Below are 14,899 nucleotides of genomic sequence, written 5' to 3'. Positions count from 1 at the left end.
TCCAAACCGGGGCAGACGATATTCGACAAAATCTATAGAGATAAGGAACGACGTTTCGATTTTTCGCCTTTGGCGAGAAAAATCCGGTTCTGCTAATGTGCGGTAGCAACGTCCATCTGGCGATGGCCGGGAAGGATCAAAACGGCTCGCAGTCATCTATCGACATTTTTGAAAGCGCCGATGCCTTTGGGCAATAAGGTTCGTTGCCATGATGCCTGGCGTCGCCGTCGCGCAATACTACGAAGCGGCTTCCCTTGCCGGCGACATCACCAGTTTCTGGGTGCCCAATCGGGATTGTCTCTTTCCATGGTGCGCGACATTGGCTTTAGGATTAACCGCAGCGACAGTTGGGACACACGCATCCTTGTGGACGCCTCGAGTGCGACAACGTCCAGCAGCGCTGGACGGCTGGACGGCGCCAGTTGCTCGCGATCGACACGGGCAAGCTCTATGGCGGGCGTGGGGATTTCCTGCCGGTGGCCGAGGCGATAGCCCAGCAGATCGTCCATCTCGGTAAGCGACGAGATCGTCACCGCCTATCACCCACGGCGTCAATGACGGCCCAGGGATCTGGTGGGCTTTTCTGCTGGGTCAGGTGTTGAATGTGGGCCGATCGTACGTCCGCGATCAATCCGCCGCAGCTCGGCGGCCTTGACCACCCGTTGCAGCCCGCCGACGTCACGAAATGACGGACGGGCACCAGGAAGTCCCACGGGTTGCCTCTTCACGCCAGCACGCCTGTGTCACCGTCGCTGCCTAAGAGGCGGCGACGGTGGCCGCTTGAAGCAGAACCCGCGCGCCGGTAACCGCGTGGGCAGGCTCCACATATTCCGCCTCGTTGTGGCTCAGCCCGTCACGGCACGGCACAAAGATCATCACGGCAGGCGCCACCCGGGCGAGGAACAGCGCGTCATGGAATGCACCCGAGATCATCTGTTTGTGCGGCAGCTTTAGGCTATTGGCGGCCTCCTCGACGGTTTTGACCATATCGGCAGAGAATGCCGCCCCCGGCATGTCGAACGACCGACTGATCGTTACCGTGCAATGCTGAGCTTCTGCCTCCGCCGCGCACACCTGGCGCAGTTCTGCTTCGATGGCATCGAGCCGCTCTACCCGCGGATGCCTGATATCGGCGGCGAAGACCACAGACTGCGGTATGGCGTTGATCGATCCCGGCTGGGCGGTCACCCGGCCCACCGTCAGCCTTGCCCTGCTGTCCAACGGCATGATCGTCGTCTGGAGCCTGTGAATCGCGGCAACGGCCGCGACCATCGGATCCCTACGGTAGGCGAGGTCGGTTGTACCGGCGTGACCGGCGGCGCCCTCAATGCAGACCTCCAGCCAGCGCGTACCTTGCACGGCTGTGACGATACCGATCGGCAACCGCTCCTTTTCCAGCGACGGTCCTTGTTCGATATGCAGCTCGATGTAGCCGGATATCGGCATGCCGAGGGGGCGAAGGGTTGCCTCTGGCAAGGCGGAGATCGTTGCCCCGAGCTCCTCTGCGAGGGACGCACCGTCGCTACCGACTATGGACCGCCATGCGCAAATGTCGGCTCCGGTGAAGGCCATGGAGCCCATGACACCCGGCGTAAACCGGCTGCCCTCTTCATTGGCCCAGGCGACGACCTCGATCGGCATCCGAGTCTCGGCCCTCGCGTCCTCCAGCGCTTCGAGCGCCTCGAAGGCGGAAAGCGTGCCGAGCGCTCCATCGAAGCGCCCGCCGGTCGGCTGGCTGTCGAGGTGGCTGCCGATCAGCAGCGGCGGCAGGGTGGCATCCGTGCCCTCGCGGCGGATGAAAAGGTTTGCCATGGCGTCCTGGAAAACCGCGAAGCCGCGCGCGAGCGCCAGTTCCGCCAACAGGCGCCGGGCGCCGCGATCCTCGATGCTGAACGCCTGTCGGTTTACGCCACCGGCTGGCGTCGCGCCGATCCGGGCGAAGGCATCGAGCCGGCCCAGCAGCCGCTCGCCGTCGATCTCCGGCACTAAAGTCACCGCTTGAGGCCGCGGATGAAGGCCTTCACCCGTTGCGGATCGACCTGATTCCACCACACTCCATCATGTTTCAGCGAGCTGGCGACAATGACGCCGTCGACGATGTCCAAGATATCGTTGGCGTTGTCGGGTGTCACCCCGCTGCCGACAAGCGTCGGCAGTCCGGCGGCGTCCTTGATCATCCTGATGTAGCTGAGGTCGGCGGCGTGGCCAGTGCGCTGGCCGGTGGCGATCACCGCGTCGGCATCGAAGAACACGAGGTCCTTGACCTGCTCCTCGATCGGCCGGTCGCCGACGATCGCGTGGGCGCCATGCTTGACATGCGCGTCGGCGAAGATGCGGATACCGTTGGCCCGAAGCCTAGCGCGGAAACGCATGGCGCGCGCCGCTTCGCCTTCGATAAAGCCCTCGTTGGCGACATAGGCGTTGGCCCATTGATTGACGCGCACGAAGGAAGCACCGGAGGCACTGGCGATCGAAAGCGCGGGAATGGAGGCATTGGCAAGCACATTGATGCCGATCGGCCGGCCGAGTTCTCTGCGGATCCGGTCTGAGACGACAGACATGTAGGCGGAGGTTTCCGGCCCGATATCATCCGGCTTGGAAAACGGCACGTCACCATGGTTTTCGGCGATCACGCCGTCACACCCTCCCTGCAAATAGGCTTTGGCGTCGTCGAGGCCGCGTTGATAGATGGCCTCGATCGCCTCGCCATCGTACCGCGGCGCCCCCGGCAGGGGGGCGAGATGAACCACGCCGATCACCACCTTGCTTCTGCCGAAGATCGACTGCAGCGCATCATTCGTCACCTGGCCGACGGGTTTGGGGGATTGTGTCATGCGGTTTCCGCTTCTGTCGTTTCCATGAGCAGTTTCATCTCCCGCCTGTCGGGGCAGGACTCAAGCGTGCCGGCGCGTCCGACCGAGACAGCGGCCGCGCGGACCGCAATCCGCGCTGCCGCGGGGAGCTCCATGCCGGCCGCAAGGCAACCAGCGAGGCAACCGCAAAAGACGTCGCCCGCGCCGCTGGTGTCTAGCACGGCCACCCTGGGCGCCGCGATCCGGTCGATCCGTCCTTCGCCATCGGCGACAAGGCAGCCGAGTGCGCCAAGCGTCACGATGGCAGCGCCGGCGCCCTGACGGATCAAGTCGCGGGCCGCCATGGCAGGGTCGCCAGCCCCGGTCAGTTGCGCCGCTTCGCCCGCGTTGGCGATGACGACGCTGACGTCGCTCAAGCCCGGTGTGTGGTCGGCAGCAAGCGGGCTCGGATTGAAGATCGTCATCGCTCCCGCGCCGCGCGCCACCTTCAGGCAAGTGGCCGTGATATCCGGAGCCAGATTGCCCTGAAATACCACGATATCGCCGCGTTCGATCGCTCGGGTAAAACCGCAGTCGGCCATAGGATTGTACGCGGCGGCGCAACTGGCTCCGGTGACGATGAGGTTTTCGCCGCGCGCATCGACCATGATCGTCGACCGATCGCTGGGCAGTGGCAGTACCGCCAGATGGCTGGCATCGAGATCGCGGCTCAACTGCTCTGTGATCCAGGCTCCGGCGGGATCGTTGCCGATCGCGGCACGGAAGCGAACATCGGCTCCGGTGCGCGCCGCGGCCACCGCCTGGTTCGCACCCTTGCCGCCAAGTCCGTCAGCATGTTCCGATGCGTTCAGCGTCTCGCCTGCCGCCGGAAACCGGTCCAACTGAAAGGTTGTATCGACGCAAACATTACCGACGACATGGACGCGCATGGCTAATCCCTGGCCGTTGCCCAGCCTAGCATCTGTTCGAACAACGTCTTGTAGCCATTCCAGGCGATGAAGCCCGGCGGCAGCCAGTGCGGGCCGACATCCGACGTCCAGGCGACGGTGCGGCCTTGGCCATATTTGCCGGTCACCAGCAGCGGCAGCGAACGGTAGTCGGAAGAGACGGTGGCGAGAACTTCCGCGCCGTCCTTGACCGTGACCTCGTTGAAGCCAAGAAGGATTGGCCAATCCTTGCCGAGGCCCTTGAGGATCGGATGGGTCTGCGGGCCGACGACGACCGGCGCATAGCCTTCTGGAACCTCGACACGGTCGTCCACCGGCAGGCAGATGACCGGCAAAACGTCCTCAACCGGCGTCTTGTGATAGCGCGCGCCGCCATTGATGCCTTGGAAGCTGTAATAGCCGCCGAACATCAACAGGCCGCCGCCATTGCCGACATAGTCGCGCAACAGGCGCAGCCGGTTCGGCGCCGGTTTGGAGTGGATCCATGTATCGGGGTGAAGCAGCAGCGTGTTGGCTCCAAGATCGGAGAGCACGACCGCGTCGTAGGCCGAAAGCGCTTCCATGGTTTGCGGGAAATTCCGCTGTGCCTCATGCGCCGGCATGAAGGTGACGTCGAACAGGCTGTCCTTCAGCGCGGCCAGCAACTCATCGGCACCGGTGTGATAGGTCACGGTGGGAAACTGATCGAAGCCTTTGATGTGGGTCGCGGTCGAGACCCAGGACTCGCCTGCGAGAAGAACCTTCTTCCTGGACATGTAGTCTCCCTATCTTGTTTTGGAGCCGCGGCTCAGAGGCCCTCGGCGAACACAGTCTTTGGATTGTCGATGAGCATCGTGTCGATTGCCGACTGCTCGACACCATGGCGTTTCAGTCTCGGCACGAAATGCTTGAGGATGAAGCCGTAGCCGAAACCGCCGAAGCGGGTCAGCATGATCTTGAGAAAGACGTCCTGCGACAGCAGAATCCTGTCGAGCAGTCCCATATCGATCAGCGAGCGGATCGCCCGCGCATTCTGCTCGTCGGACGGCGACTGCGCATCCTGGTCGGCATAGTAGAAATCCATGCCGATCATGTCGTATTCCAGGAAGGCGCCACGCGCGGCGAGGCTTTGCTGGTAGGCAAGATCGTTGTGGCTGGGGTTCATGTGGCAAAGCACCGTATGCCGGAGATCGGCGCCTTCTGTCTCGACCACGTCAAGCACATCATGCGCCAGCCGCTCCCAGCCGGGCAGATGGATCGTCAGCGGCACGCCGGTCATCTTGGCCGCACGAGCGGAGGCCCGCAGCGACTTGCGCTCCTCGTCGGTAAAATCCTTGCTGACGCCAACCTCGCCGATGATGCCGGCAATGATTTCGGGCTGCGCCGACCCGCCGCCGACATCATTGACGAGGAATTCGGTGACATCGTCGACGTCCATCGCTTTCAGCCAGCCGGGATGGGTGTGCTGCAGGTAGAAGCCAGTGCCCATGACGATGCGCAGTCCCGACGCGCGGGCAATGCGCGCCAGCTTCGCCGGATCGCGGCCAATGCCGATATTGGTTGCATCGACCACGGTATGGCCGCCGAGCGCCCGGTACTTCGCCAGTTCTGACAGCGCCAGGTCGCTGTCGTCGAGCGAGACGTTGTCGCGGTTCATGTAGGGGTTCATCCGCAACTCGCCGATGATCTCCATGCTGACCGGCTGCTCGGCGATCTTTTTCTCGTCGGGATGGCAAGGGCATTTCCACGATGTCGCGCCATCGAGCAGGATATGCTCGTGCATCAGCGTCACGCCCATATCGGCGATCGCAACCGGGCCGGTGACGGTCATCACCGTGCCGGAGCGAACACCGATCGGCGCCCGTTCCCTTGGCTTGTCGTCGAACAGATGATCCATGTCAGCGGCTCCGCGTTGCGCCCTTGAACAGGCGGAAATTCAGCCAGATGGCAACGAGGATGATTGTGCCGGTAACGATCGGCGTCAGGAATGGGGACATGTGCGCCAGGATCAAGCCGTTGCCGATGACCGCGACGGTCAACGCGCCGAGCACAGTGCCGATGATCGTACCGCGCCCGCCGAACAGACTGGTGCCCCCAAGCACCACGGCGGCGATGACATCGAGCTCGAAACCCTGGCCGGCATTCGACGAGCCGGAACCGAGCCGGGCGGCGAGGATGATGCCGGCCACCGCCGCCGCCATGCCCGACAGGATGTAGACGAAGAGCGTCATGAAGCGCGTATCGACACCGGCTCGGCGCACGGCCTCTGTATTGGCGCCGATGCCGGTGACATAGCGGCCGAACGGCGTCTGGTTGAAGGCGAGATAGGCAATGATCAGCACGACAAGGGCGAGCAGCGCCGGTACCGGCACGCCGAGAAACCAGGCCCTGCCGATGTTGACGAAGAAGCTGGTCGGTTCGACCGGGATCGAATAGCCGCCGGTGATCAGCAACGCCACGCCGCGGATGACGGAGAGCCCGGCAAGGGTGACGATGAAGGGCGGTATCCGCTCGTAGGCGATGAAGAAGCCGTGCAAGGCGCCGATCGCAGCACCAAGCGCCAGCATGGCGATGACGACCAGCGGCCATGGCAGGTCGGCCTGCAGGAAAACCGCCGACAGCGTTGCCGTCAGCGCCAGCACGGAGCCGACCGAGAGGTCGATGCCGCCGGTGGTGATGACGAAGGTCATCGCGGCCGCAACGATCAGCAGCGGCGCCGACTGGCGCGCGATGTTGAGCAGATTGGGCGTCGTCAGGAAGGAACCGGTGATCAGCGAGAAGACCGCGCAGACGACGATGAAGAACAGCGCAATCGAGACGACGCTGCCATTGGCGAACGCCACATCCTTCCACGTGCTGTTGTGAGCGCGTTTGGGCGAGGCGCCAACACCGGCGGAGGTAACGTTCATGGTTGGACCCCCTCATCGCGGCTTGCGCGGGCCGAGCGCGCGGTGAATTTGCGGCCGACGATCAGGTTGACGACCTCCTCGATGCTGGTCTCGCCGATCTTGCGCTCGGCGACATTGCGGCCTTCGTACATGACCTGGATACGACCGCAGACCAGGAACAGATCCTGCAGGCGATGGGTGATGAGGATGACGCTGACACCACGGGCGCTGACGGCGCGGATGAGTTCCAGAACCGCCTCGACTTCCGCCACCGCAAGGGCGGCCGTCGGCTCGTCCATGATCAGCACCGACGGATCGAAGGAAGCGGCGCGGCCGATGGCGATCGACTGGCGCTGGCCACCGGAGAGGTTTTCGACCTTGAGCCTGGTATCGGCAATGACGATGCCGAGCCGGTCGAGCATCTGGCGCGTCTCGCCATGCATGCGCTTGTTGTCGAGAAAGGGGACGCCGAGAACGCGGCGACGCGGCTCGCGGCCGAGGAAGAGATTGCCCGCCACATCCACCGTGTCGCAGAGCGAAAGGTCCTGGTAGACCATCTCCACCCGCGCGGCGCGGGCATCGGCCGGCGACGAGAAAGACGCCGCCTTGCCATCGATCTCGATGGTGCCGGCATCAGGAATGACCGCACCGGACAGGACCTTGCTCAAGGTGGATTTGCCGGCGCCATTGTCGCCGACCAGACCGAGCACTTCGCCAGGCTTCAGGTTCAGCGAGACATCGTCCAGCGTCTGGATAGGGCCGTACCGTTTGGAAATACCGGTCATCCTGACGCGGTAGGTCTCGCCATCGCTCATCATGGTTCCAATTCTCTGGGCGCGACATGTTCAATCGGTCGCCGGGCCGCGCAGGCAACCCTCGGGTCAATGCGCAGCCCAGCGGTCCGGGGAGGATACTACTTGAACATGTCCTTGAACTGGCCGACATTTTCCTTGGTCACGATGGTGATCGGAACGTTGATGATCGGGTCGATCTTCTCGCCCTTCTTGAGCTTGACGAAAGCTTCGATGGCAGCCTTGCCTTCACCGGCCGGATCCTGCTGGACGACAGCGACCACCCAGCCCTCTTCGAGACCCTGCACCGCCGACTTGGTCAGGTCCCAGCCGAACACCTTGACGTCGCCCGTACGGACCTGGCTGGAGACGGCGGAAACCGCGCCGAGCAGAGCCGGCTCGCCGGTCGCGTAAAGCGTCGTCATGTCAGGATTGGCGGTCATCAGGTTTTCGGAGGCGGACAGGGCGACGTCCTGGACGTTCTGGCCGTCGACCGTGTCGAGGAAGGTGACCTTCTGGCCGCTGTCGGTGACAGCCTTCTTGAAGCCGTCGAGGCGCTGGTTCTGGATAAACGAATTGAGCGCGCCAACGACGCCGATCTTGGCGGTGCCGCTCAGCTTAGTCTTCACGTATTCGGCGTAGAACTTGCCGATATCCTCGCCTGCCTTCGTGTTGTCAACGCCGACGAAGGCGACGTTGTCGCCATTTGGGATCTGCGCGTCAATGGCGATGACCGGAATGCCGGCGGCTTTGGCCGCGGTGATGGCCGGCTTCACACCGTTGACATCGATGGCGACGAGAATGATGCCGTCGACCTTCTGGGTGATGTAGTTCTCGATGGCGTCGTTCTGCGCGCTTGGTACATTGTTGGCGTTGAAGATGACGAGGTCCACGCCGGCAGCCTTTGCGGCAGCCGTTGCGCCGTCATTGATCTGGTTGAAGAACAGGGCCTGCTGGTTGATGGTCACCAGCGCATAGGTCTCGGCCATGGCGGAAGCAGAGCCGAGGGCGAGGGTCATGGCGATGGCTGCGGCGCAGCCTGAAAGGATCTTGGTAAGACGCATTCCGGTTCCCCTTGGTTTTCTCGAAAAGGCCCTTGATCGGGCTCACGTGGCGCCTGAGCGCAGAGCATATTTCAAGATGCTTGATTTCTTGTCAAGTGACTTGAATTGGCATCAACGAAGAGAAATGAGGGGCTCGCCCGATCAGAATGTTGCCGGCGTGTTCACCCAGAAAATGCTGGCGCGTTCGTCGCCGACATTGCGGTACCAGTGCGGCAGTTCGGAATTGAAGACGAAGGAATCGCCGGCCGACAGGCGAAACGTCTTTTCGCCGACCATCAATTCGATCGCACCTTCCAGGAGGTAGCCGACTTCCTCGCCAGCGTGCTGGATCGGGCCGGCGCTCTCACCTCCCGCCTCGATGTGATGGATGTTGCACTGCAGGAGATGGCCGGGCGAATACGGAATGACGCGCTCGAGCGAAATGCCTTCGCCGCGCCGAAGCGGATCGAGCGCGATCAACGGCCGCGATCCAGCCCGAAAGACGATGCCTTCCTCACCATCGGATTCCTCGAACATCCAGCCAATGTTGGTGCCAAGCACCTCGACAAGCCGGTGCAGCATGGGAAGCGAGGGCGAGACCTTGCCGTTCTCGACCTTGGAAAGCAGGCTTTCAGAGCAGTTCGCGGCGGCAGCTAGCGCCTTCAAGGTCAGCCCACGCGTCTGCCGGGAGAGTTTCAACCGTATGCCGAGCCGCAGAAGGCTGGTGGCGGTCGAGCGCTCGTCGCCGCCCTTGCTGTGTTGGGTGTCCATCTTGTTCATTTGGGGACGCGAACATCTCCGCTGGTTGGGCTGACTCGTAAAACCGATCCCAGGCGTTGTCCATCCTGTGAAAAACGGACGATGCATCCAATCGTCGGTGGGCCTTTTCAAAACCATCATCCCCCACTAAACGCTACGACGCGTTCGGCGCATTTGCGAGTAACTGCCCGATGCATGCCGCAGAAGTTAGGACAACGCAGGCGTTGATCTCGCAGTACCGCACACCATGATCGAGGCGACCCCAACCTTCCGGGACAAAGTGGTGATCGCTCACTGACCGCGCCGCTGGGGACCGACGCAGCGAACTGCGGCCGTCAGGGCAGCGGGCCATTACTACGACCTGCAATGTCTCATGCAGTCGGAAACCGGCGAGGCCGCGCTCGCCGACCTCGATCTCGACGCCGACTGCGTGCGCCATGCGCGCGTGTTTTTGATCGGCCCGATTATGACCTCGCTTCTGCCGTACCAAGGACCTTCGCGATCGAGCCAACGCCCAAGATGGTCGATGCACTTGCGCGCGACTACGACGTGGCGCATCACTTTTGCCAACCGGCCGAGTATATGGTGTTTGACCTCCATGCGATCCGCACGAGCAGGTACTAGGAAACGATAGGATAGAAGGCTGCGTCGGCTGAACAACACCATCGCCGCCCTTAGCAGCGACACCAAAGCTACGCCGCCCAACCCGTAATGGTCAGGGCCACATGCTCTCTTGGTTCTGTCGCACCACCTGAATTCCTCGAGCGATCCGCGCGCCATGTAGACGTCGACGCTCGGATCGTTGACGGCCGCCACCATTTCGGTCCGCCTGCCTTTGTAGCGTGAGCCCACGATCACCGCGCGCAGCTTATGTTCTCCGAGAAGGGCATGAAATAGTGCATCTCACAATTGACCTCGACACCGTCTTTGAGCGCGACGTAGGCGCGATATTCTTGCTCATAGGCCACCCATCGGCCTTTGTCCGGATTAGACGTTTGATGTCTTCGGGGGTGATTTCATCCAGAATGTTGAGGCCCATGTCAGTGAGCGTCGGACGCTTTTTCACATAGTCGACATCATAGAGTGCCTTTTCAGGCACGTCGAAGCCGAGGACTATACCCTTATGGCTGCCTGCGTAGTGCGCCCACATGAGGGGCTGTCCCAGTCCTTGCTCATGCAGATCACGCCGTTCTTGACGCTGAGGTGCCGGCGCATTTCTCGCAGTGCGATCCGATCGGCCTTTTGAGACAGCGTCACGCCGATGAATTCAAAGTCGTCGTTGAGCTGTTCGATTCGGCCGATCCTGATCCGGGGTTCCAAGATCGAGCGCACTTCGACGGGGTTTGATATCGTCCAGGCCAAGAACAAGGGGAACCGGCGGCAAACGGCTTTTCGTGCCAATCACGCCGATGCTGTCCGAGATCCTGGATGCGGCTGACAGGCGCGGGGAGACCGTCTTGGTCAACGCCTATGGGGAGCCCTTCTCCGCCAAGTCCTTGACTGGAATGATGGCGCATTGGTGCAAGCTTGCCGGTCTTCCGAACGGCCTTACCCTGCATGGTTTGAGGAAATCGCTCGGTGTTTATCTGGCGAAGGCCGAGGCCTTCACCAGGCAGATGATGGACGTCTCGGTCACGACGATATCGATCATGCGGAGCTCTATTCGTGCGAGGCATCGCAGGTGCGGCTGGCGGTCCCGGGGATGGATCGAGTCGTGCGGCTGGTCACGCGCAAGCCGATGCTTGGCGAACCTGTCGGCGAACCTCGTGGCGAATCACTCCATAACAATGGTGGTGCTGGCAGTCATTGGCGAACCAGTCTCTGTCTGATTTTCCCTGTTAGCCGCCGAAAAACAGCGAATTTCGGCGATTTTCCGCGCTCAAGGCGAATTTGCGCCGGAATCTCGGCGCAGATTCAATGCCTTAGTAAGGGATTCCCTGCGCGGGCTAACAGCGAAATGATCGTGGCCCAACAGGGAAATCCAAACAGAACGGCGCTTCAACTTGAACGTTCTGGCGATGTAGATGCCGGGGGCGTTTGCGAGATCTGGCAGAGACGTCGCCGTGCTCGATCTAGCCGGTTGGATACTCATTTGCCTCGAAGACATGATGATGAACGCGCCCAGTGAACATCTTCAGCAATTCCCCCGTCACGTCGCGGCTTTGAAATCTCACATCCGACTGAAGCGCCCGGTTGCAGGTGTCCATGTCGGGATAGCGAATGGCGAGAGCCATTGCGTAGACGGGAGCACCCTCGTCACGCGCGGTACCATCCAGGACGCGAACCTCTTGCGCCCCGGGAAATTGCGTCCACAGCGGCACCAGCTTCTCCTTGACAAAGTGCCGGAATTCGTTCTCACGCCCGGCATGGATTTCACCTTCGAAGAGGGCGTAGCGGATGATCATGTTGAAGTTCCTGATTGTCTGCATGGATGAGGGCGCATCGGTGATGCGCCCTCCTCGGTGGCCTATTTGCCCCAGATTTTCTTGTACTGATCGCGGTAGCCATTCTCCGGGTCGAAGGCGTTCTTCGGGCCGCCGTCGAACTCGACATTGTCGGCCGTCACCACATGCAGCGGCGACAGATAGCCCGACCATTTTTCACCGGCGATGGCGCGGTTCAGCTCGTCAACCAATTGCCAGCCCTGCAAGTTGAGCGGTTCGGCGACCGTGACCTTCTGGAACTGCCCGGCGCGGATGCGCTGATAGGCCGATTCCGAACCGTCGCCGGCGGCTACATTGATCGGCGCGTCGGTGCCGGCCTTGCCGGCAGCGGCAAGCGATGGTCCCATGAAGTCGAAATAGAGGTCGTTAATCGCCAGCGAATGCGTCCAGGCATCGCCGTATTTCTGCAAGAGCGAGGTGGTCAGCTGCGGCATGCGCTGCGAGGTCTCGGCGATCGGGGTGTCGACATATTCGAGCACCTTGCCGCCGAGCCGCTCGATTTCGGCCTTCATCTTGTCGGCCTTGGCGATGGCTATGGCGTAGGTCGAATCGGTGAAGATGACGACGCCGGGTTTGCCCTTGGCGTCGGCATAGGCCCAGTCGGCCGCAGCCGTCGAGACCTGCATGGCGTCGGTCGAGACGTTGGCGAACACGCCGCTCTTTTCGTCGGGTCCGATCACCGGTCCGGCATGCCAGGAAACCAGCGGGATTCCGGCGGCCTTCGCCTGTTCCAGCGCCGGCGCCTGCTCAATGGCGTCGAAACCGTTGATGACGATGCCATTCGGCTTCAGAGCCATCGCCTGGCCGAAGGCGGCGGTGCGGCCACCGATCGAGCCGGCGCCGTCGATCACCTTGACCTCCCAGCCAATCGCCTTGGCGGCTTCCTCGACGCCGGTGGTGACGCCCAGAATGCCGCCATTCTTGAGGTCGCCGGCGAGCACGACGATCGTCTTGCCCGGCTGGGCCTTCGGACCGGTGGCCGGGCCGTCCCAGGCGGTGACCTTCTGGGCATATTTTTCGACCACCGCCATGGCGTCGGCCATCGCGTCCGCCCGTGCCTGGCCGGCGAACAGGACCGGAGCAGCGATTGTGATGGCCATCAAGGCGATGGATGATTTTAGAAATGTTCTGCGTTGCATGTTGGTACCTCCCTTGGTTTCAAAAATTGTCTGGTCTTCCGGAACTCGATTTCGGGCGCCAAGTCACTGGCTGATTTGCCCAGCCACCGGGCCCAAACCGGCTGGATGCGCGTTGACATAGATGGAATAAAGCGACGTCTGGGCGGTGATGTAGAGCCGGTTGCGCTTCGGACCGCCGAAGCACAAATTGGAGACGATTTCGGGAACCAGGATGCGCCCGATCAGCGTCCCGTCCGGCGCGTAGACGCGAACCGCATCGGCACTGGAGGCCCAGATGTTGCCATCGCGATCGACGCGGAAGCCGTCGAAAAATCCTGCCTCGCATTCGGCGAGCGTGCCGTGCGACCGCAGCGAGCGTCCGTCCGCGGCGACATCATAGGTCTTGATCGCCCGCGGCAGGCCCTGAACATGGCTTGCGCCAGTATCCGACACGTAGAGGATGGTCTCGTCGGGCGAAAAGGCCAGCCCGTTCGGCTGCACCAGATCAGTGATGACGACACCCACCTCGCAGGTTGCTTCGTTGAACCGGTAGACATGGGACCCGCCGATCTCTGGTCGGGCAATCATGCCTTCATAGTGGCTGTCGATGCCGTACACGGGGTCGGTGAACCAGATCGTCCCATCGGATTTGACCACCACGTCATTCGGTGAATTGAACCGCTTGCCGTCGATGACTTCGACAAGCGACTGCCATCGCCCATCATGCTCAAGCCGGGAGATGCGTCGACCGCGATGGTCGCAAGCGACGACGCGGCCTTCACGATCGAGCGTATGGCCGTTCTGATTGTTGCAATGGGTTTCGAAGACACTGACCGAGCCGTCGCTTTCGTCGTAGCGCAGCAACCGGTCGTTCGGGATATCCGACCACAGCAAATGCCTTGCCGCCGGAACATAGACCGGTCCTTCCGCCCAGCGGCTCCCGGTCCACAGCCGTTCGAGCTTGGCATGCCCGATCGTCAGCTTTCGGAACCGGTCGTCCAGAATCTCGTAGTCGCTCATTCCACTATTCCCGGATGGGTTCGGCTGGTCACTTCGAGGGCTGCGTTGCGGTCTTGGTCCTGGCCCTGTTCGCCGCGCCGCGCTTGCGTTGGGCGTAACCGGCAATGCCGATGGCGACGAGCAGCGTCACGCCGTTGAACAGCGGTTCGACGAAGAACGAGCCACCGAACTGCTGGATGCCGGAAATGCCGACCGCCAGGATGACAACGCCGGTCATCGTGCCCCAGACATTGACGCGTCCGGGCTTGATGGTGGTCGAACCGAGAAAGGCGCCGACGAGCGCCGGCAGCAGATATTCCAGCCCGACGCTGGCCTGGCCGATGCGCAGCTTAGAGGCGAGCAGCACGCCTGTCAGCGCCGTCAGGAAGCCCGACGAGATGAAGGCACCGATGACGAAGCGGCGCACCGGAATGCCGTTCAGAGCCGCAGCCTTCGGGTTGGCGCCGATGGCATAGACGTAGCGGCCGATCGGCAGATATTCGAGGATGATCCAGAGTGCTGCGGCGATCGCCAGCACATAAAGGCCGGTGATAGGCAGCCCGAATACCATCGTGCCATTGAGGGCGTAAAAGCCGTTGGGCAGCACGCCGACCACTTGCCGGCCGCCGGTGTGCCAGAGCGCCAGCGCATAGAGCACGGTGCCGGTGCCGAGCGTGGCGATGAAAGAGTCGATGCGGGCAACTTCGACCAGTAGTCCGTTGAGGAAGCCGGTCGCAGCGCCGAGAAGCAGCACGATGATCACCGCCAGCGGCCACGGAACGCCGAACATGGTCTGCAGGCTGATGGCGAGAATGTGCCACAGCACGATGCCGTAGCCAACGGTGAGGTCGATGCGGCCAGAAGCCATCGGGATCATCGCCGCCAGCGACAGCAGCGCGATGATTGCTTTGTCGGAGATGATCGAGCGCAAATTGAGCAGGGTTGGAAAGGTGTTTGGCAGCAGGATCGAAAACAAAAGGATCAGCAGCGCCGTCAGGATCACCAGCCCGTAGACCGGCAGCAGCCGGATGATTTTCTGCCCCAACGACAAGCCTGCCATTTCGCCACGGGTCGGTTCGAGTGCGCTGGATTCGATCGATTGCATGAGGTTCGCTCCC

14 protein-coding genes and 1 pseudogene are annotated in these 14,899 nt (G+C 62.1%); 1 reads left to right on the top strand and 14 read right to left on the bottom strand.

Features of this window, described 5'->3' with window-relative positions; all coding sequences use genetic code 11:
• Positions 1 to 266: 266 nt before the first annotated feature.
• From ACYG9Y_RS04945 to ACYG9Y_RS04900, 10 genes are all read right to left on the bottom strand, one after another.
• Positions 267 to 533 carry a hypothetical protein gene (locus ACYG9Y_RS04945; protein ID WP_023739620.1) on the bottom strand — a complete coding sequence of 89 codons (267 nt, stop codon included), beginning with the start codon at positions 531 to 533 and terminating at the stop codon, positions 267 to 269.
• Between the two features lie 223 nt (positions 534 to 756).
• Positions 757 to 1,995, bottom strand: coding sequence for a Zn-dependent hydrolase (locus ACYG9Y_RS04940; protein WP_023739621.1), 1,239 nt, complete (start codon positions 1,993 to 1,995; stop codon positions 757 to 759).
• A complete protein-coding gene (locus ACYG9Y_RS04935; protein ID WP_023739622.1) occupies positions 1,992 to 2,834 on the bottom strand; it encodes a BtpA/SgcQ family protein in 843 nt (280 codons plus the stop codon). The genes ACYG9Y_RS04940 and ACYG9Y_RS04935 overlap by 4 nt, the downstream gene beginning before the upstream one ends.
• On the bottom strand, positions 2,831 to 3,742 hold the full coding sequence (locus ACYG9Y_RS04930; RefSeq protein WP_023739623.1) for a ribokinase: 912 nt from the start codon (positions 3,740 to 3,742) through the stop codon (positions 2,831 to 2,833). The genes ACYG9Y_RS04935 and ACYG9Y_RS04930 overlap by 4 nt, the downstream gene beginning before the upstream one ends.
• A 2-nt stretch (positions 3,743 to 3,744) precedes the next feature.
• Positions 3,745 to 4,515, bottom strand: coding sequence for a glutamine amidotransferase (locus ACYG9Y_RS04925; protein ID WP_023739624.1), 771 nt, complete (start codon positions 4,513 to 4,515; stop codon positions 3,745 to 3,747).
• Between the two features lie 32 nt (positions 4,516 to 4,547).
• Positions 4,548 to 5,636, bottom strand: a complete 1,089-nt coding sequence (locus tag ACYG9Y_RS04920; protein ID WP_023739625.1) for a phosphotriesterase family protein — start codon at positions 5,634 to 5,636, stop codon at positions 4,548 to 4,550.
• Between the two features lies 1 nt (position 5,637).
• The gene (locus ACYG9Y_RS04915; protein ID WP_023672472.1) at positions 5,638 to 6,648 is read right to left on the bottom strand and encodes an ABC transporter permease; all 1,011 of its coding nucleotides are present in this window, start codon (positions 6,646 to 6,648) and stop codon (positions 5,638 to 5,640) included.
• Positions 6,645 to 7,445 (bottom strand): ATP-binding cassette domain-containing protein, encoded by an 801-nt coding sequence (locus tag ACYG9Y_RS04910; RefSeq protein WP_444849049.1) that lies wholly within the window; start codon positions 7,443 to 7,445, stop codon positions 6,645 to 6,647. Before ACYG9Y_RS04910 ends, ACYG9Y_RS04915 begins: the two co-directional genes overlap by 4 nt.
• A gap of 95 nt (positions 7,446 to 7,540) precedes the next feature.
• Positions 7,541 to 8,482 carry an ABC transporter substrate-binding protein gene (locus ACYG9Y_RS04905; RefSeq protein ID WP_023739627.1) on the bottom strand — a complete coding sequence of 314 codons (942 nt, stop codon included), beginning with the start codon at positions 8,480 to 8,482 and terminating at the stop codon, positions 7,541 to 7,543.
• 141 nt (positions 8,483 to 8,623) lie between these two features.
• Positions 8,624 to 9,241, bottom strand: a complete 618-nt coding sequence (locus tag ACYG9Y_RS04900; protein WP_023739628.1) for a cupin domain-containing protein — start codon at positions 9,239 to 9,241, stop codon at positions 8,624 to 8,626.
• 1,346 nt (positions 9,242 to 10,587) lie between these two features.
• Here ACYG9Y_RS04900 and ACYG9Y_RS04895 point away from each other — a divergent pair.
• A pseudogene (locus tag ACYG9Y_RS04895) lies at positions 10,588 to 10,943 on the top strand (tyrosine-type recombinase/integrase); the annotation flags it as partial.
• Positions 10,944 to 11,292: 349 nt separating this feature from the next.
• Here ACYG9Y_RS04895 and ACYG9Y_RS04890 read toward each other — a convergent pair.
• The 4 genes from ACYG9Y_RS04890 to ACYG9Y_RS04875 form a co-directional block, all read right to left on the bottom strand.
• Positions 11,293 to 11,625: a hypothetical protein gene (locus ACYG9Y_RS04890; RefSeq protein WP_023716370.1), complete on the bottom strand. Its 333-nt coding sequence runs from the start codon at positions 11,623 to 11,625 to the stop codon at positions 11,293 to 11,295.
• 62 nt (positions 11,626 to 11,687) lie between these two features.
• Complete coding sequence (locus ACYG9Y_RS04885; protein WP_373432856.1) at positions 11,688 to 12,764, bottom strand: ABC transporter substrate-binding protein; 1,077 nt, start codon at positions 12,762 to 12,764, stop codon at positions 11,688 to 11,690.
• A gap of 102 nt (positions 12,765 to 12,866) precedes the next feature.
• Complete coding sequence (locus tag ACYG9Y_RS04880) at positions 12,867 to 13,802, bottom strand: SMP-30/gluconolactonase/LRE family protein (protein WP_023716368.1); 936 nt, start codon at positions 13,800 to 13,802, stop codon at positions 12,867 to 12,869.
• Between the two features lie 28 nt (positions 13,803 to 13,830).
• Positions 13,831 to 14,886: an ABC transporter permease gene (locus tag ACYG9Y_RS04875; protein ID WP_023716367.1), complete on the bottom strand. Its 1,056-nt coding sequence runs from the start codon at positions 14,884 to 14,886 to the stop codon at positions 13,831 to 13,833.
• Positions 14,887 to 14,899: the final 13 nt, after the last annotated feature.

The organism is Mesorhizobium sp. W050 (genome assembly GCF_054719535.1).
The sequence above is the reverse complement of the archived record's forward strand: the minus strand, read 5'-3'. Positions and strand labels throughout refer to the sequence as shown.

What these genes read in the sequence shown, in the direction of transcription:
- ACYG9Y_RS04880 (WP_023716368.1), bottom strand. Translation starts at nt 13,802, where the DNA reads ATGAGCGACTACGAGATTCTGGACGACCGGTTCCGAAAGCTGACGATC.
- ACYG9Y_RS04910 (WP_444849049.1), bottom strand. Translation starts at nt 7,445, where the DNA reads ATGATGAGCGATGGCGAGACCTACCGCGTCAGGATGACCGGTATTTCC.
- ACYG9Y_RS04925 (WP_023739624.1), bottom strand. Translation starts at nt 4,515, where the DNA reads ATGTCCAGGAAGAAGGTTCTTCTCGCAGGCGAGTCCTGGGTCTCGACC.
- ACYG9Y_RS04900 (WP_023739628.1), bottom strand. Translation starts at nt 9,241, where the DNA reads ATGAACAAGATGGACACCCAACACAGCAAGGGCGGCGACGAGCGCTCG.
- ACYG9Y_RS04890 (WP_023716370.1), bottom strand. Translation starts at nt 11,625, where the DNA reads ATGATCATCCGCTACGCCCTCTTCGAAGGTGAAATCCATGCCGGGCGT.
- ACYG9Y_RS04935 (WP_023739622.1), bottom strand. Translation starts at nt 2,834, where the DNA reads ATGACACAATCCCCCAAACCCGTCGGCCAGGTGACGAATGATGCGCTG.
- ACYG9Y_RS04920 (WP_023739625.1), bottom strand. Translation starts at nt 5,636, where the DNA reads ATGGATCATCTGTTCGACGACAAGCCAAGGGAACGGGCGCCGATCGGT.
- ACYG9Y_RS04885 (WP_373432856.1), bottom strand. Translation starts at nt 12,764, where the DNA reads ATGGCCATCACAATCGCTGCTCCGGTCCTGTTCGCCGGCCAGGCACGG.
- ACYG9Y_RS04930 (WP_023739623.1), bottom strand. Translation starts at nt 3,742, where the DNA reads ATGCGCGTCCATGTCGTCGGTAATGTTTGCGTCGATACAACCTTTCAG.
- ACYG9Y_RS04915 (WP_023672472.1), bottom strand. Translation starts at nt 6,648, where the DNA reads ATGAACGTTACCTCCGCCGGTGTTGGCGCCTCGCCCAAACGCGCTCAC.
- ACYG9Y_RS04905 (WP_023739627.1), bottom strand. Translation starts at nt 8,482, where the DNA reads ATGCGTCTTACCAAGATCCTTTCAGGCTGCGCCGCAGCCATCGCCATG.
- ACYG9Y_RS04875 (WP_023716367.1), bottom strand. Translation starts at nt 14,886, where the DNA reads ATGCAATCGATCGAATCCAGCGCACTCGAACCGACCCGTGGCGAAATG.